This window comes from Mucilaginibacter aquaedulcis, assembly GCF_030409325.1.
GTDB lineage: Bacteria > Bacteroidota > Bacteroidia > Sphingobacteriales > Sphingobacteriaceae > Mucilaginibacter > Mucilaginibacter aquaedulcis.
In genome coordinates this window covers 738146-761993 of the sequence record NZ_JAUFPR010000004.1, presented here as the reverse complement: position 1 = coordinate 761993, position 23848 = coordinate 738146, and the positions used below count along the sequence as shown (strand labels likewise).

17 protein-coding genes are annotated in these 23848 nt (G+C 38.6%); 11 read left to right on the top strand and 6 right to left on the bottom strand.

Features of this window, described 5'->3' with window-relative positions; all coding sequences use genetic code 11:
* Window positions 1-252: 252 nt before the first annotated feature.
* The 6 genes from QWZ01_RS21660 to QWZ01_RS21635 all read left to right on the top strand — a co-directional run bounded on the left by QWZ01_RS21660 (window position 253) and on the right by QWZ01_RS21635 (window position 9944).
* A complete protein-coding gene (locus QWZ01_RS21660) occupies window positions 253-960 on the top strand; it encodes a hypothetical protein (protein WP_290327046.1) in 708 nt (235 codons plus the stop codon).
* Window positions 961-1242: 282 nt separating this feature from the next.
* The gene (locus QWZ01_RS21655) at window positions 1243-3588 is read left to right on the top strand and encodes a hypothetical protein (protein WP_290327045.1); all 2346 of its coding nucleotides are present in this window, start codon (window positions 1243-1245) and stop codon (window positions 3586-3588) included.
* Between the two features lie 189 nt (window positions 3589-3777).
* The gene (locus QWZ01_RS21650; RefSeq protein ID WP_290327043.1) at window positions 3778-5292 is read left to right on the top strand and encodes a hypothetical protein; all 1515 of its coding nucleotides are present in this window, start codon (window positions 3778-3780) and stop codon (window positions 5290-5292) included.
* A 415-nt stretch (window positions 5293-5707) separates the two neighbouring features.
* Window positions 5708-6781 carry a restriction endonuclease gene (locus QWZ01_RS21645; RefSeq protein WP_290327041.1) on the top strand — a complete coding sequence of 358 codons (1074 nt, stop codon included), beginning with the start codon at window positions 5708-5710 and terminating at the stop codon, window positions 6779-6781.
* 53 nt (window positions 6782-6834) lie between these two features.
* Entirely contained in the window at window positions 6835-8940 is a 2106-nt protein-coding gene (locus QWZ01_RS21640) for a hypothetical protein (protein ID WP_290327039.1), read from the top strand.
* Between the two features lie 95 nt (window positions 8941-9035).
* Window positions 9036-9944, top strand: coding sequence for a hypothetical protein (locus tag QWZ01_RS21635; RefSeq protein ID WP_290327038.1), 909 nt, complete (start codon window positions 9036-9038; stop codon window positions 9942-9944).
* Between the two features lie 146 nt (window positions 9945-10090).
* Here QWZ01_RS21635 and QWZ01_RS21630 read toward each other — a convergent pair whose 3' ends face one another.
* Window positions 10091-11623 (bottom strand): hypothetical protein, encoded by a 1533-nt coding sequence (locus QWZ01_RS21630; RefSeq protein ID WP_290327036.1) that lies wholly within the window; start codon window positions 11621-11623, stop codon window positions 10091-10093.
* Between the two features lie 163 nt (window positions 11624-11786).
* On the opposite strand from QWZ01_RS21630, the gene QWZ01_RS21625 reads away from it, so the two are divergent.
* A complete protein-coding gene (locus QWZ01_RS21625) occupies window positions 11787-13841 on the top strand; it encodes an ATP-dependent nuclease (protein ID WP_290327035.1) in 2055 nt (684 codons plus the stop codon).
* A 183-nt stretch (window positions 13842-14024) separates the two neighbouring features.
* Here QWZ01_RS21625 and QWZ01_RS21620 read toward each other — a convergent pair whose 3' ends face one another.
* From QWZ01_RS21620 to QWZ01_RS21610, 3 genes are all read right to left on the bottom strand, one after another.
* On the bottom strand, window positions 14025-16142 hold the full coding sequence (locus tag QWZ01_RS21620) for an ATP-binding protein (protein WP_290327033.1): 2118 nt from the start codon (window positions 16140-16142) through the stop codon (window positions 14025-14027).
* Window positions 16143-16426: 284 nt separating this feature from the next.
* Complete coding sequence (locus tag QWZ01_RS21615; protein WP_290327031.1) at window positions 16427-17506, bottom strand: hypothetical protein; 1080 nt, start codon at window positions 17504-17506, stop codon at window positions 16427-16429.
* Between the two features lie 59 nt (window positions 17507-17565).
* Entirely contained in the window at window positions 17566-17919 is a 354-nt protein-coding gene (locus QWZ01_RS21610) for a hypothetical protein (protein WP_290327029.1), read from the bottom strand.
* 543 nt (window positions 17920-18462) lie between these two features.
* On the opposite strand from QWZ01_RS21610, the gene QWZ01_RS21605 reads away from it, so the two are divergent.
* The 4 genes from QWZ01_RS21605 (at window position 18463) to QWZ01_RS21590 (ending at window position 22061) form a co-directional block, all read left to right on the top strand.
* Complete coding sequence (locus QWZ01_RS21605) at window positions 18463-18783, top strand: hypothetical protein (protein ID WP_290327027.1); 321 nt, start codon at window positions 18463-18465, stop codon at window positions 18781-18783.
* Window positions 18780-20225 carry a phage exclusion protein Lit family protein gene (locus QWZ01_RS21600; protein ID WP_290327025.1) on the top strand — a complete coding sequence of 482 codons (1446 nt, stop codon included), beginning with the start codon at window positions 18780-18782 and terminating at the stop codon, window positions 20223-20225. The genes QWZ01_RS21605 and QWZ01_RS21600 overlap by 4 nt, the downstream gene beginning before the upstream one ends.
* 10 nt (window positions 20226-20235) lie before the next feature.
* Window positions 20236-21099: a DUF6615 family protein gene (locus tag QWZ01_RS21595; RefSeq protein ID WP_290327023.1), complete on the top strand. Its 864-nt coding sequence runs from the start codon at window positions 20236-20238 to the stop codon at window positions 21097-21099.
* Between the two features lie 164 nt (window positions 21100-21263).
* A complete protein-coding gene (locus QWZ01_RS21590) occupies window positions 21264-22061 on the top strand; it encodes an FRG domain-containing protein (protein ID WP_290327021.1) in 798 nt (265 codons plus the stop codon).
* Between the two features lie 205 nt (window positions 22062-22266).
* Here QWZ01_RS21590 and QWZ01_RS21585 read toward each other — a convergent pair whose 3' ends face one another.
* A complete protein-coding gene (locus QWZ01_RS21585; RefSeq protein ID WP_290327019.1) occupies window positions 22267-22518 on the bottom strand; it encodes an ORF6N domain-containing protein in 252 nt (83 codons plus the stop codon).
* A 75-nt stretch (window positions 22519-22593) separates the two neighbouring features.
* On the bottom strand, window positions 22594-23814 hold the full coding sequence (locus QWZ01_RS21580; RefSeq protein WP_290327018.1) for a site-specific integrase: 1221 nt from the start codon (window positions 23812-23814) through the stop codon (window positions 22594-22596).
* Between the last annotated feature and the right edge of the window lie 34 nt (window positions 23815-23848).

Below are 23848 nucleotides of genomic sequence, written 5' to 3'. Positions count from 1 at the left end.
CTTTATAGGAATGGCTACCTCTAATCCGCAATTGATTGAATTGCAGTTGCTTTCGCATAAATCAAATATAAATTATTGTTTTGATAAAATAAAATATGTCAAAACAAATGATTAATTTTGGCATGTTCAATCAGAAAGCAACATCATTTTGTTTGCTTATTTTTGATTAAGCTTGATAAATAATCAGCGGTTAATTAGAAGAAGTGAACACCAAAAACAGCCAAATAGCATCAAAAAATATTTTTTAAAAAAGTGAATAAAATCAGTTACAAATCCTACCTGAATGACCGTCTGAAGCAGGTTGACTTTCACGGACAGCTTACATATCCTTTATATGTGCAGGTAACTTTTGAGCGAAAGACCATATTTTTTAAAAGCTATTATTTCGAATTGTTCTCTAAATCCAGGTATGCACTGGAGTTGCCGGATGGGAGTGTAAAAGGGCCTGATATGGAACAGATCATTGAAAAGGAGAACGAAGTGATCCGTTTTGTCATTGATAAAATGAAGGACGGATTTTCATTGGAGGCGTTTAAAAAAAACTACGCTTATCTCAGTAAGGATCTTTGTGATGTGACTGAATTCGATTTTATCACTTTCCTGTACCTGTTCTTTGATAACAAGGAAATGCCACACATGGCGGAATTAATAAAATGGGGTACCCTGCAATTGGTAACCTATGACCTGATCATGGATTTTAAAAAAGTGCTTAAAAAGGCTTTATACAATGAGCTTATTGAACAAGCATTTGAAAAGGCACCACCTTATCTGCAATTATATAGTTTTATGATGGATACCAAAAAATGGCCAATGCTTTGCCTCTCAGCTATGGAATGGGATAATATGGAAACAGTTAGGTCTTTTAAGGAATATGTGGAATTACATTATCCAAAGTTAAAGTCTACTACATTGATAGCACAGGTGAATAGTTGGCCGAATTATCGAAGAAAGGCTTTGTAGATTTTAAACGAAAAAATTATGGATCAAGACAATCTTAGCTAAGAACTTCTAACAAAATAGCCTAAAGACTTACAGCATTGATTTAGTATTTAAACATGTGCCTGCAATACTTTTACGGTTCGGGGGCCGTTCGGTTACGTTTTGGCCTGGCCAGTAGCAGGGGAACAAATCTCGAACCGCTTGCTATGAAAGCGCGAATCGAAGGCAACGGCATAAAATCTCTTTAGACTTACTCCATTCAGAAATAGGCCTGAAATGTATACCTTTAATAAAAACAACCTAATGCCTGTCAGTAGAGCAAGAAAGAAAAAAGCGAAACCACAGAAAAAAGCTGTGGTAAAAAAGCCGCAGCCTTACGAAGTCGTTAAACACGGGATGTATGAGTACAGGAACCCGTTTCCTGATGACATGGACTTTGATCAGCGATTGGCAGTCTTGTTAAAGATCGGCGAAAATGCAGCGCAGGATTTTGAAAAGGACTACGTACGGCTGCTTGACTATTTTAGAGATTTTGATCCTTTATACCTCCTGTCCTTTTCGGTAATGTATTTTTTAGCCCATCAGGAGGGTATTGACCGGGAAGCGATTGAAGGCAAAGATGAATTTCCACCATTTTACATTGAAGTACTGCAATGCCTTTCTCTTTTCCATGAGCGAACAATTTCAGTCAGGCCACTCGTGGAGAAGGCTGATGATTTTCATGAATTATTGAAATCCCTCAACACCAATCAATCTTACCGTTACTATGAGATAGCAAAAGACGTAAAGAACGAAGTTGAATTGCGCGGTGTTACACTGAGAATGGAAATGATGAGCCATACGCTTGCGGTAAGAAACTGGGCATATGAACCGCAGATGCAGAAAGTAGCTTATGATTTGGCTGCTCTTGTAGAAAATGAATTTACCGACAAAATCGGCATCAGTCCGAAACAACTGCTGGATATATTATTTAATTCAGTAGAACTAACCAACGACCGGCTGAATGTACATTTAAATAAACTGAGGCCACTGATTAAAGCCAAAAACTATAAGGAAGTTTTTGATAGGTATGAAGCAAGTTTTCCGAATGCTGATTTTACAGATGAAGAAAAAAGACTATCGATCTGGAAGCAGAGTGGTAAGAATTTGAAGAATTTAAATTACATGCTGTTCTCCCATGCGGACTTAAAACTACCTGAAATATTCACATTCTGTTTGGAGGATTTGAAAAATTTAAGCGCGGTAGAATGTTCTGATGAGCAGATAACAAAGATCTTTGATGAGCTAAGCTATGAATTTGGTGATTTAAAAGATTACGATAAGGATCACATATTCTTAAACAACCCGGTTCATCAGAAACCGTTCATCAGACTGGAAGAGAAAAGTTATTTTTCTGCTATAAATTTCCTGTTATTTCACCTAGGAGTTGATCTTCTTGAGGGACTTATTGCAAAAGATAAGGGCCTTAAAGAATTATATTTGAAAGCGAAGGGGAAATATCTTGAAAATACGTTGGAAGAATTGTTCCGTAATTCTTTTCCAACCGCAACACTTTTAGCGGGCAGCATCTGGCGGGATCCAAAGTCAAAAAAAGAATATGAAAACGACCTGATTGTCCTTATTAATGACTTTGCATTTATCATTGAAGCAAAATCCGGAGCAATTTCACCACCTGCCAGGCGTGGCGCAACTGAACGGCTTTATAAAACATTGAAAGAATTAGTAGTGGAACCCTCGGAACAGGCGATTCGATTCCAGAATTATCTGAAGGGTAATCTAGGCATACATAAGTTCAGTACCAGAAATAAAGTTATAAACGTAGTCGATTCAGGCGCAATTAAATATTATGTCCCGCTTGGCATAACATTATCGAATCTCGGCCCAATCGGGTGCAATCTGAAGAAGCTCACTGATGCCGGAATTATTGGCCACAAATTAGAAGAGTTGGCACCGTCAATCAGCATTACAGACTTGGAGGTCATATTTGAACTTTTACCGTTGGAGGCGCAAAAGGTACACTATTTATCCAGACGAAGAGAATTTGAGGCACACTTACAGTTTCAGGGCGACGAAATGGACCTTTTCGCATTTTACCTCGACAACGGGTTTAATATTGGTGATGATGAATATGATAAGGACTTCCATATTAATCTTACCATTAAATCAAAAGAGATTGATCCTTATATTATCGGTAAGAGCCGCGGAGTTGATGTGCCTAAACCTGGATTGAAGATGACACCATTTTGGGCAGCATTATTAAATAAATTTGAAAAAAGGAAGGCCCAAATGTGGCTACAGGCATCTTATATTCTTTTGAATGCCCCGGAAGAAGATCAGAAAATGTTTGAACAGGCCTTTGAAAAATTGAAAACACAAATATTGAAAGGCAACGCGCCTAAAGATCATAACTGGGTAATGATGGCTTGCGGACCAGAAAGGAGAAGGTATGTAATCGCGGGATATCCCTATAAAGGAATAACCAAAGAAAAGAGAAACGAAATCATTAATGAGATACTTTTTAAGGAACAAACAGTTAATATTAGGGGGATCATCATTGTCGGGCAGGACCTTAATAATAATTATTACCCGTATTCTGTTCTAGCGGGAACAATGGAAACAGATTTTTTTGACAGTCTTGAAATTCAATAAGTATAAACTCGTCGGTGCTAGAAAAAGTTAATCCGGGTACTACTGTTTGGTTTTTATTCACCAAAGTGCTGGGCTGTCATGCATTTATATTGAAATCCGAATATCAGATTTCAATAAATAATACTACTGCTAGGGTTTGATTGGTGAGTGCAGATATCAGACGAATGTTAGCTTTATTGTTTTATAATTATGATGGAAAAAGCAATTGACAAAGAAAAAGAGTTCTTTCACTTGATAAGCTTTACGGATTCGGATTTGTATATCCGTTATCGGCGATTATCTGAATTTCAGTCAGTTCTGTCGATTGCTAATAAGAATTTCACAGAGCAGGTGGCGGCTAATATTTTAAATCAGGACAACGCCACAAAAAAAGTCTATCTTGAAAGGCTGACACAAAAGTTTAACGCTATTGACTTGTCGTCGTACATCGATCATACTGCAGCGTTATCACTGCTGGCTAAACATAAACTCGAATGGCGGGAATTGAACGCCTTTTATCGAACCTTGCTAGATTTTTATATTTTGGACATCAATGAGGCCGGTGTGATCGAATATCATAACAAAGAACCGGATATCCCCACTGACTATGATGCGCCAGAAATGGCCTTTCTAAATAAAGGGATTGGATTCATGACCAGTGAAGACGCTCGGAAATCCCATGAATACAACGAGAAGTACGGTCAATACACCAAAGATGTTTGGGATATCTTCAGCAAGGATATTATGCCGCAAAAGCGCTTCTTAGAATTGTTGCCGCTTATCTACGGCATTGCGCCCTTACTGGGCCGGCATTTTTCAGCGCAAGTTGCAGGGGCTCCCCTGGAAACACTTTTGCAACTGCAGTTTTACATATTTAACAGCCTCCAGCGGGAAAGCTTGCTTTCTGCTAAAGCATTTATAGACCAAACCCGCAAATCTCTTATGAAAGAACAAGGAACCGCAAATTTTGACAATTTCGATATCTTCATCAAATCTTTTGATTATAACTACCCCTACAAAGACGCTGTTATTTCCTCACTTAACCGCTGGAAAACTAATCTTCAATATTTAAAAAAGGAAATCTTGGAAAACCTGATCTTTCTTTCCGAGCCCGCCCGAAAGGCTTATTTAAAACGGATCAAATTCAGTTGTGATGAATTGATGGAAAACGCCCATACTCCACTGCAAGGTCTGGACAATTGGCTCGAGCAATATGAGACATCACTTTGGGAAGCCGTTGACGAGCATCCGTTCATTAATACGGAATTGAATAAAATATTGGCCAGCGAGCCGGAGACATTTAAAGAGAGTTTTGAGCCGGAAGTAAATAAATTTTCCGCCCTGATAAGGCAAAATTTTTACAACTACTTTTATGGATACTATCTTGAACAGGCGCTGGCTTTCATCAACGAACAAGATGATCGAGGCCAGCCATCCAACACTGAAAATCAGGCAATTTCGCTTAAGCTTAGATCGACCTTAACAGTTTCCCAACTGTCTTATCTATTTAAATTGCTAATGGACGAAGGCTTATTCGACTATAAACACAAAGCCGAGGTCTACAAATTTATCGCCTCCGGTTTTGAGACTAGAAAATCTAGTGAGATCAGCGCAGACAGTGTTAAAAACCATATGGATAGCCCAGAGCTTAAAAATATCGAGGTGATCCATGAAAAAGTCCTGCATTTAATGCAACTCATAAAGAAAGACAAAGAAAATTTTTGAAGCTAATATATTGTATATCAGATATTAAAGACAGGGTTGCGCAACTGCCTGCAACTGTATCGGCATTAAATCAATAAGGATATTTGGTCGTCCGGTCAAATCGAGGATGATTCAAATATGAACAAAGAAAAAAAAGTAATACCTGCACTGCTGAATGAAAAGACGTTGCAAATTATAGCAGGTTTGGTAAAGATAACCTATTTAATACTTGAATATTTCTTAAATAACAGTACACATTAAATAATATAAATGGTGGTTACTATGATTAGCGAGAATAAACGAGGGAAATACTCATGAACTTTTTTAGGCAGTTTCACGTTGGCTTTCAGTAATAAAATTTCAGAATGATACGGTTTGAAGTCAAATATTAAACTGTCTTTTTAAATCAATGATTAGATAAATTCATAACAATACTATGGATAATAAATTAACACCTACCAAAACTACTAATCGCCTTCATTTTTCAGATTTGGATTCTTCCAGATTTGAAGAAATTTGCTACATGCTTTTGTCTTATATGTTCAAATGGAAAAAATTAGACCATATTGGCAAAACAGGCTCTGATGGGGGAATTGATATTAGAGGGATTTCAAATGGACCTAAGGGCGATAAATTATGGGCTATACAATGTAAAAGATACGTTAAAGTAACCGGAAATGAACTACAGGCAATGGTTGATAAAATCCTTGAAAATAATGCATTTCCAGATAAAATTTTATTGATTTTCTCTTGTGACTTATCAAAAAAGCGTCACGATGAAATTGAAAAATATTGCTCTACTCTAAAACTACACGAATTGGAGATATGGACAGCCACCACACTCGAAACTCATCTTTATGCCAACCCAAAAGTATTATCCATTGCTTTTGGTATAAATAAAGAATCCGAAACTAAAATGAGTATTGCCAAGTTGAACAGGGGGCTTAAAATGAAAGAGCGATTAGCTAAAGCTATTATCGATCATAAATTCCTTAATAACCCGAAAAATCGAGCAACATTAATAGGCGATCCCAGTTCCAAGTTCGTAAGCGAAGATGTTTACATACGTGCTATAAATGACAACACTTATGGAACTGGAGAAACGACACCAAAAGGACTTTTCAATACTTCTTTTCGCACCTTTTTTTATAATACCTATCACAACGGTTTAGAGTTTTGGCTATCACCCGGAATAGGGATTGATATTATCATGGATGAAAACGGATATTGGGAACCAATATGGAACTCTGCCGATTATCGATTGAAAAATAAAGAATACAAAGTGATTCCTGTAAAGGCAATTGGCCGCATTGCCTATCATAGCATCATTAATTTTATTAAAGACGGTGATGAATTTACCTCCTGCCCCCATTTGTTTTGTCTATTCGACGGGGAAGACGGTATGCCATACGAAGAAATTTACTTCAAATACCAAGGAAATGCTAAAAGGGGAAGCTTTGATTGGAATGTAGATAAACGAAAACGTACGATTTTTCCTTCGGACGATTGATGTCGCATTATCAATAATATTATTTAATAATACCTCTTCTTTTTTAACATAACATGAAAACCGACCTAATTGTATTAAGTACAGACTCTGTAGACCGTTACGGATGCCGAATTATGATAACCGCTTTGGAAATGATGCTAAAGGATCGGATGAACGAAGGTATTCCAATGTTATATGGGCATAACCAGCACAAGCCGATAGGTTGGGGAAAGCCATTTGCACTTTACCTTGAACCGAATTTGACCCGGCTGCTGGCAGTTCAAAACATTCCCACTAATAAGGAAGAAGAAAGTTTGGTATTAAAAAACCATAATGTTTTCAGATCCAATAAATACTTTACTTCTTCCAAAGAGTATTTGGAACCATTTGCGGCTCTCTTAAAGAAAAATAGCATAGAGGGATGTAATATTACCAATATCAGCTGTACCACGGCAAATAAAGATAATATAGCAAGGGATTTATATCCCTTTTTATTCAGCAAAGACTACCGGGATGAATTGGTTCCTTTTGCTATTCTATTTGAACATTTTGATTATTTGGGACAGGGTGTTTTTAAATGTAAGAAAACAGACTTTACAGTATTCGCGCACCGATATTTCAGACGCTCGGAATCGATTCATAATACACTTAATGCTATTTTTTTGGATGAACTCACTAAATTAAAAGATGATGGTGGATTGGACCTGTATTTAAGAATTGATTCCCATCAATTGGGATATGCACCATCATTTAAAGAATATCTGGAACTTGAATATCAATGGGGCCCCAAGTATAGCGATGAGATAGAAGCAATAAAGGAAGGGCTTGCACGACATGATTGCGACGAATTTGAAAGAGCTTATTACGGCTTTAGTCGCAGCGAGTTTTTATGGGAGTGGGATAAAAAGAAACAAAAGTTCTCTTTCCAAATGGAAGAATTGATGGATGAGGAAGCGCCAACAAATCAAGATCATTTCAATTGCAGATATGTTCATACGGTTTATGATAAGGAAACAAAAGGCTTCGAACATTTTGATGGTGCCATTCGCACTTACGACACATTTGAAATGATTGAGCGTCTTGAAAAGGATTTCAAGTCTTACGGAAAACAATCTGCTTACACCAAATTATTTAAAATAAATGGTCAACTTCCGTTGGGTACGTGGAAGCTTTTAGTTACACTATTTCTTAGGGGCAACCCCATTATCTATGAGTATTTTGGTCTAAAAAAAGAAATTGAAGCGTTGAAGGCACCGCGTCATAATCCATTATCGATAAAAGAAAAATTAATACCCTATTCTATAGATAATGCGGATGGCTTACGTTTGCTTGTGTCCTACTTTAAAATCCCAGATGGAATAAATCAAGGTAGGTTTATCAATTCCTTTGATGTAATTGACGATTCGGTAAAATCTTATCGTTGCATAGATTATTATTTTCTTGAGTTTAAGAAAGCATTGATGAAACTTGGCGAAAACATTGACATACCCGAAGATGTTTTACTCATCAAAAGCATGGATAATTACTGGAATATTCCATTAATTATGCACAATGGTACCCAATCCTGGGAACTCTTCAGCAAAAGTGTAAAAGCATTGAAACTGTTATTCACAAATATGAGTAACCAGAAGGTGGATTTTAATATTTCCACTACTCTTGGGATCGTGGTTAATGATCGAATAATTCAGGTTTCAGCTTATGGCAATGTAGAGGTATTAAATAAATGGTTAACTGAGCATATGCCATTTCCCGAAAACGAAGAAGAATTTACTTTGTGGCTGATAAAACAGCGAAGCTATCTTGAAAACTTTCCTTACAAACCTGACAGACCTTTAATATCAGAAATTATACAATTAGACGGGGTACTTTACGCAAAAAGAACAACTGTTATATCTAAATATGAATTTCATGAAGATCCGCTTCGGGGTTTCGGTTGGTCAATCGATTTTGAAGACGAAGAAATAGACTTTTTTGAAAAATCGGGTTTAGATATTGTTCCTGCGCTACACATTACCGGCAGTGTGTGTTCTGATACCGGTGAGAATTACTTTACCTCCAGCAGATCAAAATGGCTAGATAATGATTTGCCCCATGTTGACATCACAGGATACGCTCCAGTGTTGTTACATTGGGCCGCTCCAAAAGGTAAACATCGGTATTCAGAAGAAAAGAATCCCTGACCACATTTGGCCAGGGACTAGGAAGCTACCAGATTTAAGCAAATTTGAACAACTCATTTATTATCTTTAACCACTTATAAATCTTATCACTATTCATGGAACAAGCTGAAATATCATTTAGCGACGAGTTTACCTATCTTCATGCAGCTATCAAACAACTTAACAATATTAAAGATGATTGGCGTTTCCCGTTAGTGCCTACTGAAATATTTAAAGAATCAGATGATCTTGTGGTGGCAGCCGAAATTTACTGGAAAGAGATGCTCTATAGAATACACGCTGCTACAACTGTTTCGCTATTCAGGGCAGCGCGATGGATTGATGGAATGCAGGCGGCGCGGGAGGCTGGTATCTATTACTCATTTGCCGTTAATTTACGTGGGTTTGTTGAATCATGTTCAGACACATTTTATACTATGAGGCAGGTGCCGCTCACTATCGCCAAAGATTTTCATGCAATAAAAAAATCTCTGACAGGCGAAACAGAAATCATAGTTGCCCACGAACCTTTGGAGGAAATCCTATTACACTTTTCCCATGCCAGTAAAATCCCTAAAGCGCAGCAAAAAACATTGCCGGAATACATGAACGCGAAACAAGTGCGAGAGTATCTTAATGCCATTGTGGATGTAAACGATCAAATCGACACCCTTTATAGTTATTTATGCCAGGTTTCACATCCGGCAGCAGAATCAAATGCAATATTCCTTTTTCACTATGAAAATGATCTGATCGTTTGTGGGGACAGCTATATGATGGAAATAGATCTAATTAATGGCCTAATAGACACTTTTGGAAATGCCATCCAAGATATTTTCAGGCTAATTTGCAGAAACGGATTCCAGTGCTTTAAATTGCTAAATCTATTTGAGTTAGATGAGATTTTTACCAATCATCCGCTTATCGATAACATTATCAAATCACAGGCATGGGATGACGTTAAGGGTTTTATTGCCGATTCGGAGCAACTATATTTAGATGGCATTACTAATGGCAGGTATTAGTGTTTGCTCTCGATCATCTTTGGGACCAATGCCGCCCTTTGTTGCGTGAGTGGCTCTCCACATAACCTATTGCAATAAAAGTGCTTACAAAGTATGAACCTAATTTTAAATGATCGGTCAATGCCACTCTAAAGAAATGTAAATTGCTATCCGTTCTTTCCGTATTTTCTAAAGGCAGAGATAAACTGAAAAATTAGATAACCGGTCACAACTTTATTTACATAGTCTATCCCCAACGCCCAGCCCGTCAATTTATCCTTTTCCTCTAAGAAATCACTCCTGTGGGTAATATCCAGGAAAGAGAAATAGTAACCGATCAGGTCTGCATCGAACGCAGTGTCATTAAAGAGCCTGTGTAAACTTAAAAGATAAAGAATGTAAAAGAATACGGTAAGGCTCAAAAACCAATAAATCGGTCGCCTTATTGATAAACTGTGATTATTTGACCATCTGTTCAGGCGAAGGATAAATTTGTCCTCACCGGAGATCACTGCGATTTTTTGGAGAGCAGCATAGGATATTGCCTGCAATTTTAACCCTTCATAAAAATTACCGGTGGCATCAAATGCTTTTTTAAGTTGCAGCAGCATCTCATACTGATCCTTATGGTAATTGATGGGTTTTTGTTCCGGGTAATGAATATTAGGGATAGCTAAAAATTTGGAGAAACGTTGATACTGATCCGGGAAACTGCATGATGTAAAATTTGCCTTAGATAGTTTTGAACGGAAAAAGGATAGCCTTTCAAATTTATTGAACTCAACATTATCGAACCATACATTATCAAAATTACATTTATGTACCCCGATCTTTGTTTCTTCAATCAATAATGGCCTTGGTACTAAATTATAAAAAGCCGCTTCTTTCTGTGGGTTAAAGTCGGACATATACCAGTTAGAGACCTCAATATTTTCAAAGCTTATTTTACCTGAAGGAGTACCGGATAAAGCGAGTGCCTCCAGTATTACGTTATTGACGTTGGTCTCTGAATCAGCCGTTCCCTCCCCGTAATTGATGGAAAGATGGATCTTTAATGAATCTTCTTCGACTTTAGTTAATCTGTAGCCGATCCTGTACATTTTTACCGTATTGCAGTCCATGAGGTAAAGGCCCGTTTTGTCACTTACTTTACGGGATGAGCGGACATTTAAGCGTTGAGGATTTTCAATCTGGTAATATTGCTTTTGCCGGATAATCCGGCGGTATGTAGGTTTTATCCGGCGATGAGATGGACCTATTATCTTATTAAACATCTTGTTCCAATGAAATGGGAAAATGTTTTCTGTGGTATAGGCTAATTCGATGGATTTTTGATCCGTCAAAGTTACTCCATGATTCAGCAGACAATTACTTAAATGAACGGATTTGAGGTTCTTAGCAGATATCCTCCCATTTAGCAATGAGGAATGAATTGTAATGGAGATGTTTTCTGAAAGGATATCTGAAATTTCCAGGTTGCGGATATAACAGTTATTAAACATAACAGATACATCCTTGAAATCAATGTCTTCCGTATTTTGAATTTTCAGGTTCTCAAAAAAACAAAATTCAAAGGTTACAGGGATCGTACCAGGTTTAGCTTTAATTCCTTTAAAATCAATATCACGTAAATCTATAACGGTATTACCGGTATAATCCTGATTTTTTATTGGAATATAAGGTTTGGGATTAATGACCATAGCTTTCCGTTAGTCCGTATTTATCAAGAAATATAAATAAAAAAATGGAGTGATTTCAAGCGTATGAATTTGAATGTAAAAGTTAACCAGTTCTCTGCTATTCTCAAGATATTAAAGGCCAATTTAAAGTATTTTTACAATCGTTAAAGCTAAGGTAAAAGGTATGAATTATATTAGATTATTAACCGAAGGAACTTTACCCGAATACTTTGAAGGTGAGGAGGAGATCTTGTTTCTTGGTGATATTAAGAACATCAATATAATTATTGGTGCAAACAACTCTCGTAAAAGTAGATTTGCCCGACATATTATCAAGCAGGAACACAAAGTCATTTTTTCATTCGGTGGGGACCTGAATGGTCTTTACAGAGAGAGTACCCAGCTTTTTAACCGGAAAAATAACGAACCTGAAGAATTGTGGACATTACAATGGCTGGCGATATCACTTGATAATTTAGATGAAAAATATCCACTGCACAAAATTATCAAATCCTTTTTCCATCGTAAAGCCGGTTTAAATGCTTTGGATATCGTTTCAGTAAGAAATGCTGTAATTGAACTTGCTGAGCAACTTAAGCATATCGCAACAGTTGAAGCCTTCGAGACTTTTAAAGTACACGCCGGAGAGCTTTGGTCAGTCCTTAATATGGCGGTAGCTATATACGAATACATTGGTCGCAATGGTGGTCGGCATATGGATGGCAGTCGACTTGGCGAACAAATAAAATCCATATCCTATGGGTTTGAAAAGGTAAACCCGGGCGACCATGTCCCGTATTGGAAAGAGCGCCTTGAATTATTACAGAAGGCATTGTCCTTAGCTGATAAATTCCAACAGATCACGCTCGGCCCCTTGTTTCCCAATATTATATATATTCCTGTCCTGCGTACTGCCAGAAAACTGGATGGTGTAAACGTGGATATTTTTCAGGAAACACTTAGGAAGCAATATAAAATTTCAGAAGATTCAAAATTATCAATAGAGACCGGTCTCTCGTTGTATGAGAAAGTTAATCTGGCGCGAAATGGCAGCAGGAATGATATCCGTAATTTCCATGCATTTGAAAAATTTATCGGTGATACTTTTTTTCAGGGGAAGGAGGTGCATATAATTGCCAGGCGAACCGGAAATTCACAGAGTGAGCATATACATATAAGCCTCCCTGATGAACTGGAAGACATTTCAATTCATGATCTGGGTGATGGCATCCAGGGTATCATCAGCCTGCTGTTCCCAGTATTTACTGCGCCTAATAGCAGCTGGGTCATCATAGATGAACCCGAGAACCACTTGCATCCAGGTTACCAGTTAATTTTTATTCAGGCGCTTGCCGGCAACGATTTTTTAAGAAAAAAGGATCTGAAGTACTTTATTACCACTCATTCCAATCATATACTTAGTGAATCATTGCTCACAACGACGGGCTTGGAAGTGTTTGTATTTAAAAGAAGAGACGAACGCTCATCTTATATAACTTCTATCAACGGCAATGAACGTAATACTTTGGAAATGCTGGGTGTATTAAACACATCAGTATTAATAAGCAACTGTACAGTATGGATCGAAGGAATTACTGATCGATTATATCTGAAAGCTTTCCTATTTGCATTTTTGAATAGTAAACCGGATGACTTCTATCGCCCTAAAGAAGGACTGAACTATGCATTTATTGAATACGGCGGAAAAAATTTAAGTCATTACAATTTTGATGAAGGCTATTCAAATGATGAAGATGGTATTATCGAAAAGATCAATGCCTTTTTTATCAATTCAAATGTTTATGTATTGGCAGATAATGATTTAAATGATGAAAAGCATAAGGCATTTGACAGTATAAAACGGCCAAATTTTAAGTATAGGCACACGAGCCTGCCAGAGATTGAAAATTTACTTCCGAAATCTATTTGGGAACGATTTTTTATTGAAAGCCTGCAATGTGATTCGGAATCGATTCTGGAGGCATTAGATTTTGATCATACTATGAAATTAGGGAAGCACTTTCAAAACAAGATCAAAAAAAACGGGAGAGATTTAAAAATTGAAAAATTACAAGGCAACGGAACACTTGAATATCGTTATAAAAAAGGAATCTCAGATTTTGTTTATCGAATGGCGATGGCAAAAGAGCTGACTTGGGCTGACTTTGCTGAATCTGAAATTTTAAAAGAGATTATCGAGGAATTATACGATTTTATATCTATACGAAATTTGAAGTAGCCATTTGAATAAAAATTTGCTTTCATTAATGAATATAGCGTCTCTAGGCTGAATACCATTGATTAAAAAAACCGGTAATAGGGGTGAAACTTTATTTGTTAAATAAAATCAGCGCTATAGTTACCAATGCGGGTACAGTTCCTCTTTTGTTGTATTTTCAAGCGATCGGTTGTGATTTGGGCTTTAAAAAGGTGGTTCATCATTTACATTGGCGGGCGGAAATAATTTGTTAATCAGGGCTTCGTTCCTTTTATTGGCACGCTTCAATAAAGTTGAATATTTAAGCACCTCAGTATATAGCGACCCCTGGAAGGATTTAAATACACCCAGAATGCGTTTGGCAGGCCTAAAAGCATAGTCGAAATGTGCTGAATCCTGAAAATCTGAATCATTGAATTTAATGTCCAGGGGTTCCAGCGTTTCTCCGATCAAATAACCGTAAAATGTTTTGAACGGGTACGTGTCTTTGGTCAAATTCAGGATCAGCGATGCATAATAATTAATCTCGGCAAGGTGATCTGCAATGTTTGTCTCAGGTGTTTTAAATTCTAATATGATACATTTCTCCTCGGCCGGAAACAGCAGGACATCGGGACGCTTGGTCAGTCTTTTTTCCCGGTTTGCATTCACGAAAGCTTCCTCTTCGACAGTTAAGACATCCTTAAAGATCTTTTCCCCGTCGATTGTGACATCTTTTAATTTCGTTTCTGAAACCCCTTTGAACAGAATAAAGTCTTCATTCAGTATCCAGAGATCACTTTGTTCAGCAGAGCCGGCCCCTTGCGTGAAAAGGATATTATGCAACAATTTTTCATCTTCATTCCTGCCCGACCGCTGGATGTCTAAATTTCTGTCCAATACTTGTTGGAAAAGCTCCAAAACTAGTTTTCTTCTGGCCACATAGTGAGTTAACGCCGCACGGTTTTGGTGGGGAATTTCCTTCACCAATTGCTTAACAATCCTATCCATGTCGCCGTCATAGCCTTTCGACTTGGGGTCGAGCGTAGTCAATTGGTCGTATTGCTTTTTTAGCTCGGCATCGCCCTTTGCGGCCAATTTTGATTCATGAACATAGACCTTTTCCAGTATTTTTTCTTCAGTATCGTTTATGGAGATATTCAGGCTACTCAGGAAATGATCGTTAAGAAGAAACATTTCTTTCAATGCTGATAACCGCAGGGTCTTTTCTTTTGCCTTTTCCGCTAATTCATCGTACATCTTTATGATGGTCTCGTTGGCACCGGATTCAATATCGTCCAAGTAAATAACATCTCCGTCAAAAAGTGAAGGGTCCTCCTTGCGCCAAGGTATCCGGAGCTGGCCCCGTATATCGGAATCGCGCTCATTGATATATGGACTGGAAATCAGGAATAGAAATCGGGTGTCCGCTACATGGTCTTCCGGTCCCAGAATGCTTAAGGTCAATCGAAAATTCTTTTCTTCGACGATTTCACCTTTACTGGTTAAAGTTATTACATTCTTCCCTAATTTCGTCTTGGGGATACGAAAAGCCTGCAAGGTAAATTCTTCTAGTTTTTCCAAAGATTGAAATGCCCCGTGTGCTTGGTAATTTAACGAAAAGACCTCCTGTGAATCAATAGCCGGAATGTCTTCAGCGGTGATTTCAAGCACTTCGTCCGGCTCATTACCATTATAGGCTTGCAATACAATCTTTGGTAAAGCATTCCGATGGGCGCAAAAATATTGGATATATCTGTTTATGATTGCCTCCTTGTAGTTCGCTAAAGTCATATCGTAGGCAGTCTGGTCTTTTGCAGAAAGTAACCCGGAAAGCATTAAGGAAGTATGAGAAAACGTATCCTTACTCGAACTGTAATCATCAAGATAGGCAATGGCATTTTCTTTAAGAAATGGTGCGCTTTTACTTAAGTGAAATCTTCTCATTTTAAATTGGCCGTTTTCCTCAAAAACGCTGTCGTATTGCACACTGGAAAAGAAGTGGATCAGTTGCAGCCTGCCTGAACCGCGATTGTGAAAGCCTTTGCGGGTATCCTTAAAAGTAAGAAAGCGACGAAATTCATTGTCATTGAAGCCAATTCCGGTATCTTCAATCACGATCTGGCTCATCCGTTTTTCATCAAACAGTCCTGGATCATAGGAAATACGAACGGTAATCTGGTGTTCGGACGGGTCCTTTTTCAAGAGTGCTATCGCTTCAAAGGCATTAGTAAAGGCTTCAAATAGTGGCTGCAAGGGCACATTATTTTTGCTAACTTCATTAAGGACAGCGGGGTAATAAAGCCCCTCATTTACCAAATATCCGATTTTGTTTAAGTCCATATAACGATTTACCAGTTACTAAAGATAGAAATTAAAGATAATGTTTGTAGGATTTCGAAATAGTCTATTACTACTATGCGGTCTAAATGGGCAGTGTAAAGCAAGCCATGTTTTAGTCCTACAGAAACAGAAATGAACCTTTAAGAGACTGATCTCACCTTGTTCTGCCAATTAATTAGATCCAGACAAATCCTTCTTTTATGATCCTTTTGTTTATTCCCCCCAAACAAATGTTCTTCTTCATTTTCGGATGCAAATCTAAAAATCATCTGTGTCATGGGCGGTTACTTGTCTGAAGGTAAATATCCATAATCTTTAAAAGCATATCGTTCTATATAGTTTTGCGCCACTTGTATATATTTTTTAAACTGAAAATGGAAATCTGATACTTCTAAATGATTTTCTATAATTTCAGTACACGGATAGATGCTGTAAGTGTTACGCTCCGGCGAGACAAGAAAAAAGCGATCCATGATTACAGCCTTAAGCCAAAGGCAACGATCTACAATCTCCGGTGTCATTACTATATTTAAACCATGGCCATCAGATGCAGCACTTGAACTAATTAACGCATCAACCTTTAGTTCGTTGTTTGTTTCATGATATATCTTCAACGCATTGAATAATGCAGTTAGGACGTAGTAGGATTTTTCATCGCTCCCAGTGCGGCAAAGGCATGAAAAGTATTCAAGCAAATCTTTAATAAAATGACCAGCTTCCCCAGAATAAACTTCAAAAATATGCTTTATAAATTGTTCGTTTACTTGTTTTAGTTCAGGATTCCGCGAAAGATGGACATGATCAAAGCCAAGGTTAATCGCATTAATAGGTTCCCTAATTTGCCATTTACCAATCGTGATATCTTGAATTAGTAGCTTAGTCTTGTCATTATAAAGATCTTTGCAGCATTCAAGGGAAGCAACCAACCTTGGTGGTGGATATAATTCCGGTTTACTTGGTCCATAAGGTAGACATCCATAAAACATAGGCTGATACCAAACGTTGAATTTCCCCGCTGGTATAGCTGAAATATTTTTGTTATAGGAAATCCGTGATTGTATAGAAAACACTTCGTTGATCTTATTACGAGCGGCACGGAAGATCGGCATGTCGGACAGTCGATGGTACATCATCGGAACGACATCAAAAATATAGTAGAACAGTTGGTAAGCCTCCTCGAAATTCTTATTGTTTGCTGGCTCATTCAGCAATTCACGCAGACGGTCAAATTTCTGTTTAAAAATATGTAGATCTCTTTTAAGATAAGAATCTAATCCTCGTTCCTTTAGAAGACTTATCTGTTCGTCAAGAGATGGAATGTTGTCGAACGCGCTTGCATTGGAACTTAGTATTTGAGGATTCATGCGGCTATTTAGATTTTTATGTGTTGTGATGTGTTTTTAATACATATTACCGCATGGCATCAATGAGACGCTTTAACTTTTAATTTACCCAGTTTTTTCAATTTAGACATGTAATCTTCCCAATTCTGAGCGCTCTTCATCGGATTCGTACCGTCATTATAAAGCCAAATACAGCATATTTTTCCATCATCATCCATTTCAATACGGCTAATAGCTAATTGAGTTAATAATTTTTCGGTCAAGCCGCTATAACCTAATCCTGTAAAAGTATTCAGCCATTCATCATAGGGCAGTAAAGTATTTTTATAAACACCTAACGGCATACTATCTCTGTTAAATGCGAACCATTCTTCATTGTTCTTTTTCCTAATTCCGTATGGGAAGTTAATTCTAAAAAAATCTTTTACTGCCATGATTAACCGATTGTATATCAAACCCCTAAAATAGTGCGAAAAAAACAGATTATTTGGCCTGTTGATAAATGTAGGTCACTTGAGAAACTATTTAAGCATATGTCGCGTGTCGACTTTTTAATAAGAGAATTAAGATAGGCTTATAATCCTTTATCTGAATAGATAATCAAATGTGGCTTAATCAAATACTGCCAATATTTGACCTATGATCCACCATCGCTTGGTTATAAATACAATATTTCTTTTATTGTTTATAGCCGCCAATACGAAGGATTACTGCCAGTTTTAATTGTATCGCAAAGCGGAAGTTGGTGTACACCCCATTCTGCTTGATCTCACCGATGAAATCAATCCCCTGTCGCGCTGATTTTTCGGCTACAGTTCAATAGCGATTGATCAAATAATAATGACAGTTGGTTCTTGGAAATGGTCTCCAAAGTTTCCTTGCGGCTGGATTTCGGTAAAGCAAGGTTTCGGCTCATTTTTTAACTGTAGTGTTTTCCCAAATAAATTCTTCTTAGCTTTATTTCAAATTTAAACCTAATGGATCACAGAGGCAGATTTCAGGCGCAGGGCGAGAATGTCGAAAAATCAGAAAACTGGGCGCAAATGACTGTGATCAACAAAACTTCGGCAACAGCTTTATTGGTTGCGCTGGAAGGTCAGCTCACCCGCAGAGAACTGGAAGTAAGAGATATTGCCTTACAAAAAGCACGAACCTTTGTAATGGACGCCCCTGCATCCGGCTATCAGGGCCAGGTCATCAAAATATTTAATAATCCGGGACAACGGAAGGCCATCAGGGTTGATGTGGAAATAAGGGCCGGATGGGCATTTGCAAACGATGAGGTACCAGCAACATGAAAGATCAGGGGAAAATATTATTTAACCAGTTCCTAACGGACAAGAATACCTACAACCTGAATGTAGGTTACTGGCGGAGGAAGTTGCAAAAAGCCCTAGTTCAAAAGATCGAACTGGCAGAACAACCGATACAAAATAAGAATGAGGCGGGGAAAAACTTTTATGATGGCAACCCCATTTTTAGCTATTATTCTGAAGAAAAAAGTAAGGCGCTCCGCATTGTTCAGGTAAACCCCGAAGAGTTACAGGAGTTTCCAAATATGTTTTTGCTGGATGCCTGGATTGACAAACGTGAATTTGATAAAAGTACAAATGAAAATAAGGTAGATGAATTGGTTATTACCATCCTTTTAACCCAATCATCTGTTGACCGTTGTATCCAAACCGTTGTCCTTTGGTTCAACAATAAGCTGAACCGCACAAACCTGGATGCCTACATTGTAGCGGCTAATGATTTTAATAACCGGTTTTTTCCACTGATTGACCGCTTTAGCCCTAATCATATCGGACTCCAACCCATCCGGGTACTGCAGTATAACCTGGAACACCAGTTAGAAAACACCAACGGTGACTTTCTCAGGATGTCAAGAGATCTTATTGCCAGAGGCCTGTTACAGCCGGGCATTAAATATGTGAGAAGCGAGGACCCGATCAACACAGAAATAGAGGGCCATATTCAGACTCCCTATGTCAATGCTAAGGGAGAGATATTTATTCACGAAACCTTCCTGTCCTATGTCTGGTGCATGGCCTACAGCCTGTGGACGCTATATGATGAGGCAGTGGCCAGACCATCCCAGAATCTTCATGCGGGAAGGGAGATAAATGATATTGATAGACTCCAAATAGACACTTCCGTTAAACTCTTCAAATATGGTCTATCCTTGTATAGCTTTTACTCGTCGTCACTAGATGAAGGCCTTCCGAACCCTCAGCAATATCATGCACAGCAAAGTTTTTATGTAGAAAAATCAAACGGCTTGTACCTGCAGGCGATGAACTTTATCCTTTGTCATGAGATTGCGCACATCGAACTCGGCCATACCCGGCAAAACCGTGCGACGATGACCAATCAGCGCATCCTTAACAATGAAAGGGCAGCGGACGACCGGGCGATTAAATGGATATTAGCCGGAGAGACCGAAGAAATGAAAGCCACGATTCATACCGGCGTACTTATCGGTCTTTGCAGCTTATTGTTCCTGAGAAGAACAGCTAAGGGAACCACGCACCCGAATACTGATGATCGTATTAATAATTTACTCACCATCATTCAACCAGACGAGGCAAGTCCGCTATGGGGCATCGCTGCTTTAGCCTTTAAACTCTGGGACGACCAATTTCAGAAATTCTTTAGTTGGTCTACACACAATTTAGGTAGCTACAAGGAACTTTACTTTTTCGTTAAAAGGCAAATAGAAGATGATAACAAGATGAGTTAAGATGAGAAGTATGATCGATGAAACCTGTAATTTTCTTTATCATCAATCCACGTACATCTGGGATAAGATCGGTTTTTCGCGGCGAAAAAAGCTTCGGATCAGCGAAACAACCATCACCGAAGGATTCATATTCGATCTTTGGCAATTTGCCGAACGGGCGAAACTAGGCATTGAGATATTGGAGGCGAAATCCGAAAAGACTAATGGTAATGATGTAGAAATTTTTGTTGAACTTGGCGGGGAGTTTGCCAGCTTTCCCTGTCAGGCTAAGATCATGGACCGCAATGGAAAATATGTAAAAATCGGCCATCGTGTCGACCCTGATTTGCAGATCGATCTTTTGATCAGTTATGCCAGACGGGAAGGAGCGGTGCCGGGTTACCTGTTTTATAACCATGAAGTCGACCCCGCAACACTCACCGCCTTACAAGCCTACCGAGCATTTGAACTCTCTCATTGGGGTGTGTCATGGGCACCTGCAATAGCCATTGATGTGATGTATTTTCATTATACCCGGACAGGACGCAAAAAAGTAAAAAAAGTACCTGGTTTCAAAACACTGCATCCGCACACAGGAAGACCGCTTGCCGACCTGATCTGCCAGATGCTGCATTTCCCAAAACCATGGAAAACCGAACTGACAGACTATGGCACAAAAAATGGTTACGAAGTTAAATTCCGTAAAGATAGCACCGTTAGGGATGACGGTGACTGGTCATCGTTTACACCGGCAGGCCGAATCGGTTTTGTGACCAACGCGGACCTGACTAAAAGCGTGGAAACCCGTGGCAAGAATAGACCTGATTTTGACCCCAAATACCGTATTGTCTTTTCGCTTGAGCGTCCCCAACGCGCAATTTATAGTATATCCTGATTATGTGTAGCATCATCACGGCACCAAAGAAATAAACCAGCAGCTGCCGTGATTTTAGCCAGCGCAGGGGCAGCTTTAGCCGCATATAACCTAAATACTTTCCAAGTATTTTATTATCCATTTGTAGAAATATATATAGTTATTTAAACACTCAACCTTGTATCATGACACCTTCGTTAAAAGAACTGATTACCCAACTCAATATCCAATTTTCGCAGGAAATCGTCCAGCTGCATTATTTTGATTTTAAAACATTAATCTCGCCATTAAGCCCCCAACCCCGCTATTTGTACCGGGGCGAAAAGACCATTACCTGGCCGACCTCCATGAATACCTTTAGCCGTAATTTAAAAGGCCACCCAGATTTTCGAGAGATCAACCATTGGGTTAGCGGCCTGCAATTGGAAACTGCTGTTCCGTTAAATCGTTACGCTCTATATCCCTTTCTGAAGTACGCCCTTTGGACAACTGAAGAAAAAAGGGCCGATCCAATGGTAGAAATCTATATCAATGGAATCATGCAGCATTACGGCTTCGATACCTCACTATTGGATGTCAGCAGCGATTTGCTCGTTGCTGCCAGCTTTGCAGCTACCGGTTCACCGAGAGAAACCGGCCAGATCATGGTACTGGAAACCAAATACGTCGAAGATGAATATTTTGATTTGACTGACATGTTCGGCAACCGCGCCAAACTACAAAGCGCTTACGTCCTTCATGGCACATCCGCATTAGATCTGAAAAACGCCGATTTTACCAACCAATACCATACTACCTGGCACCAGTTTACCCTAACCCAGGAAGATAAAGATTTGTATCTCAACCCCAATTTATTGCATGCATCAGGCGATGACGTGATTCCGCATATTCTTGACTGGTACGATACACATATTGTTAAAAACAACGATATCAGCGACCCGGTAAAAGCCTATTTCGAAAAGATAATCAGCTACCTGCATTAATTATCTGAACGCCACTATTTAGATATATCTCAGATAAGCTGAGGCCTGATCCATAGCCGATTTCGAGTTTCAATTCCGTATTGTCGAAAAGCATTTGGCGAATCTTCGTAAAGATCCTCATTACTTGAATATTTACTTCTATCGCTCTGTCGCTGTTAAGGACACTCGAAAGCATAAGAACACCATGCTCAGTAAAGACAAACGGTCATACCCTTCGCCCTCCGCGCCCTTTCTTTGACATCACAATTTGTGATGTCAAAGATGAATATTCATTTTCCGAAAGCTGAAACATGAAGTCAGGCGGGAATCGTTTTAGATTTCTATTTACTGATTGATTTAAAACACACGTTTCAATATTGTATAATTCCGCCAAATCGCTTGCCAGCATTGTTTTATGCCCACGGATATAATAGATTTTATTCATGATGATTTCATCAGGGATCAATTGATTTTCCATTTTTTTAGATTGAAAGGATAAGATGGGAATAAACTCTATAAGGTGCCATTTTGCCACCTTATAGAGCTGTAATTATTAAATGGTTAGATATTTCTGTTTGAGAGCTGCCATGTCCTGGCTAACTTTTAAATCCAATATTTTAGCATAGTGCTGGGTGGTTTTGATATTGGTATGTCCTAACATTTTGCTGACCGTTTCTATCGGTACGCTATTGGATAGGGTAACTGTTGTGGCAAACGTGTGCCTCGCCAGGTGGAACGTCAAATGTTTAAGAACACCCGATAGGTCAGCTATTTCTTTGAGGTAAGCATTCATTTTTTGATTACTCAATACAGGTAATAGCAATCCTTTATTTTCACATTGGGGATGATCCTGATAACGGTTTAATATTGCTAAAGCTACAGGGAGCAGAGGTATACGGGAAGATGTATCCGTTTTTTGACGGCTGGTAAATATCCATTGTTCGCCGTCCATGCCAATGCCTATCTCATTTCTTTTCAGCTTCTTGACATCGGCATAAGACAAACCAGTGTAGCAGCAAAAAACAAAAATATCTCTTACTTGCTTCAGGCGCTCAATCGTAATCTTTGGGGATGTCGTAATATTATCAAGTTCCTGCTGCGTAAGAAAAGTGCGTTCTTTTGCCTTAGCAGTGGATTTAAAATTGATGAATGGATTTTGCTTTAGCCATCCATTAGCAATACAGTGATTAGCTATTTTTTTAAGATGTTTAATGTACTTGGCGGCAGATACACCGGTAATTTTACAATTTGCTTTCAGGTAAAACTCAAATCCAGTAATAAAGGCGTAATTTAATTGGCTGATCTCTATATCTGTTTTGCCATATTCTTTTTGCAGGAAGCCAGTAAGGTGTTTTTCAGACGTATTGTATCCTTTTAATGTATTCGCTTCAAACCCATTACCAATCAATGCCTTTACTTTGGCATTATGTTCAGCAAACAGTTGCATCAGATAGCGGCTCTTTTCTGTTTTTCCTGTGAATTGGTTTTGTAGGCTTTCAGTGGTGATGCGCTGGTTTGCATCAATCAGCACCTGGTGCGCATTTCTAACTTTGGTTAGCAGGCTGTCCAGATAATTATTAAGCGATTTGATCTCTTCTTTTGCGCCGATGGCCCGGCCTGCATGGCTGTTCCATTTGGCCGGATCACATTCACGTCCGGCAGACATTTCTACACGTTTACCATCTACGGTAATGCGCATGTAGACGGCCATAGGGCCGCCTTTGTAGTTTTTTTGCTTTCTCAGGTAAAAAAGCAGGTGGAAATTACTTTTCATAATTACAAGCTTAAAAGTGAAACAAAAGTAAGTT

Excerpts from the sequence above, each read along its gene's own strand:
- QWZ01_RS21655 (WP_290327045.1), top strand. The coding sequence starts at position 1,243 with ATGCCTGTCAGTAGAGCAAGAAAGAAAAAAGCGAAACCACAGAAAAAA.
- QWZ01_RS21650 (WP_290327043.1), top strand. The coding sequence starts at position 3,778 with ATGATGGAAAAAGCAATTGACAAAGAAAAAGAGTTCTTTCACTTGATA.
- QWZ01_RS21645 (WP_290327041.1), top strand. The coding sequence starts at position 5,708 with ATGGATAATAAATTAACACCTACCAAAACTACTAATCGCCTTCATTTT.
- QWZ01_RS21640 (WP_290327039.1), top strand. The coding sequence starts at position 6,835 with ATGAAAACCGACCTAATTGTATTAAGTACAGACTCTGTAGACCGTTAC.
- QWZ01_RS21635 (WP_290327038.1), top strand. The coding sequence starts at position 9,036 with ATGGAACAAGCTGAAATATCATTTAGCGACGAGTTTACCTATCTTCAT.
- QWZ01_RS21630 (WP_290327036.1), bottom strand. The coding sequence starts at position 11,623 with ATGGTCATTAATCCCAAACCTTATATTCCAATAAAAAATCAGGATTAT.
- QWZ01_RS21625 (WP_290327035.1), top strand. The coding sequence starts at position 11,787 with ATGAATTATATTAGATTATTAACCGAAGGAACTTTACCCGAATACTTT.
- QWZ01_RS21620 (WP_290327033.1), bottom strand. The coding sequence starts at position 16,142 with ATGGACTTAAACAAAATCGGATATTTGGTAAATGAGGGGCTTTATTAC.
- QWZ01_RS21615 (WP_290327031.1), bottom strand. The coding sequence starts at position 17,506 with ATGAATCCTCAAATACTAAGTTCCAATGCAAGCGCGTTCGACAACATT.
- QWZ01_RS21610 (WP_290327029.1), bottom strand. The coding sequence starts at position 17,919 with ATGGCAGTAAAAGATTTTTTTAGAATTAACTTCCCATACGGAATTAGG.
- QWZ01_RS21605 (WP_290327027.1), top strand. The coding sequence starts at position 18,463 with ATGGATCACAGAGGCAGATTTCAGGCGCAGGGCGAGAATGTCGAAAAA.
- QWZ01_RS21600 (WP_290327025.1), top strand. The coding sequence starts at position 18,780 with ATGAAAGATCAGGGGAAAATATTATTTAACCAGTTCCTAACGGACAAG.
- QWZ01_RS21595 (WP_290327023.1), top strand. The coding sequence starts at position 20,236 with ATGATCGATGAAACCTGTAATTTTCTTTATCATCAATCCACGTACATC.
- QWZ01_RS21590 (WP_290327021.1), top strand. The coding sequence starts at position 21,264 with ATGACACCTTCGTTAAAAGAACTGATTACCCAACTCAATATCCAATTT.
- QWZ01_RS21585 (WP_290327019.1), bottom strand. The coding sequence starts at position 22,518 with ATGGAAAATCAATTGATCCCTGATGAAATCATCATGAATAAAATCTAT.
- QWZ01_RS21580 (WP_290327018.1), bottom strand. The coding sequence starts at position 23,814 with ATGAAAAGTAATTTCCACCTGCTTTTTTACCTGAGAAAGCAAAAAAAC.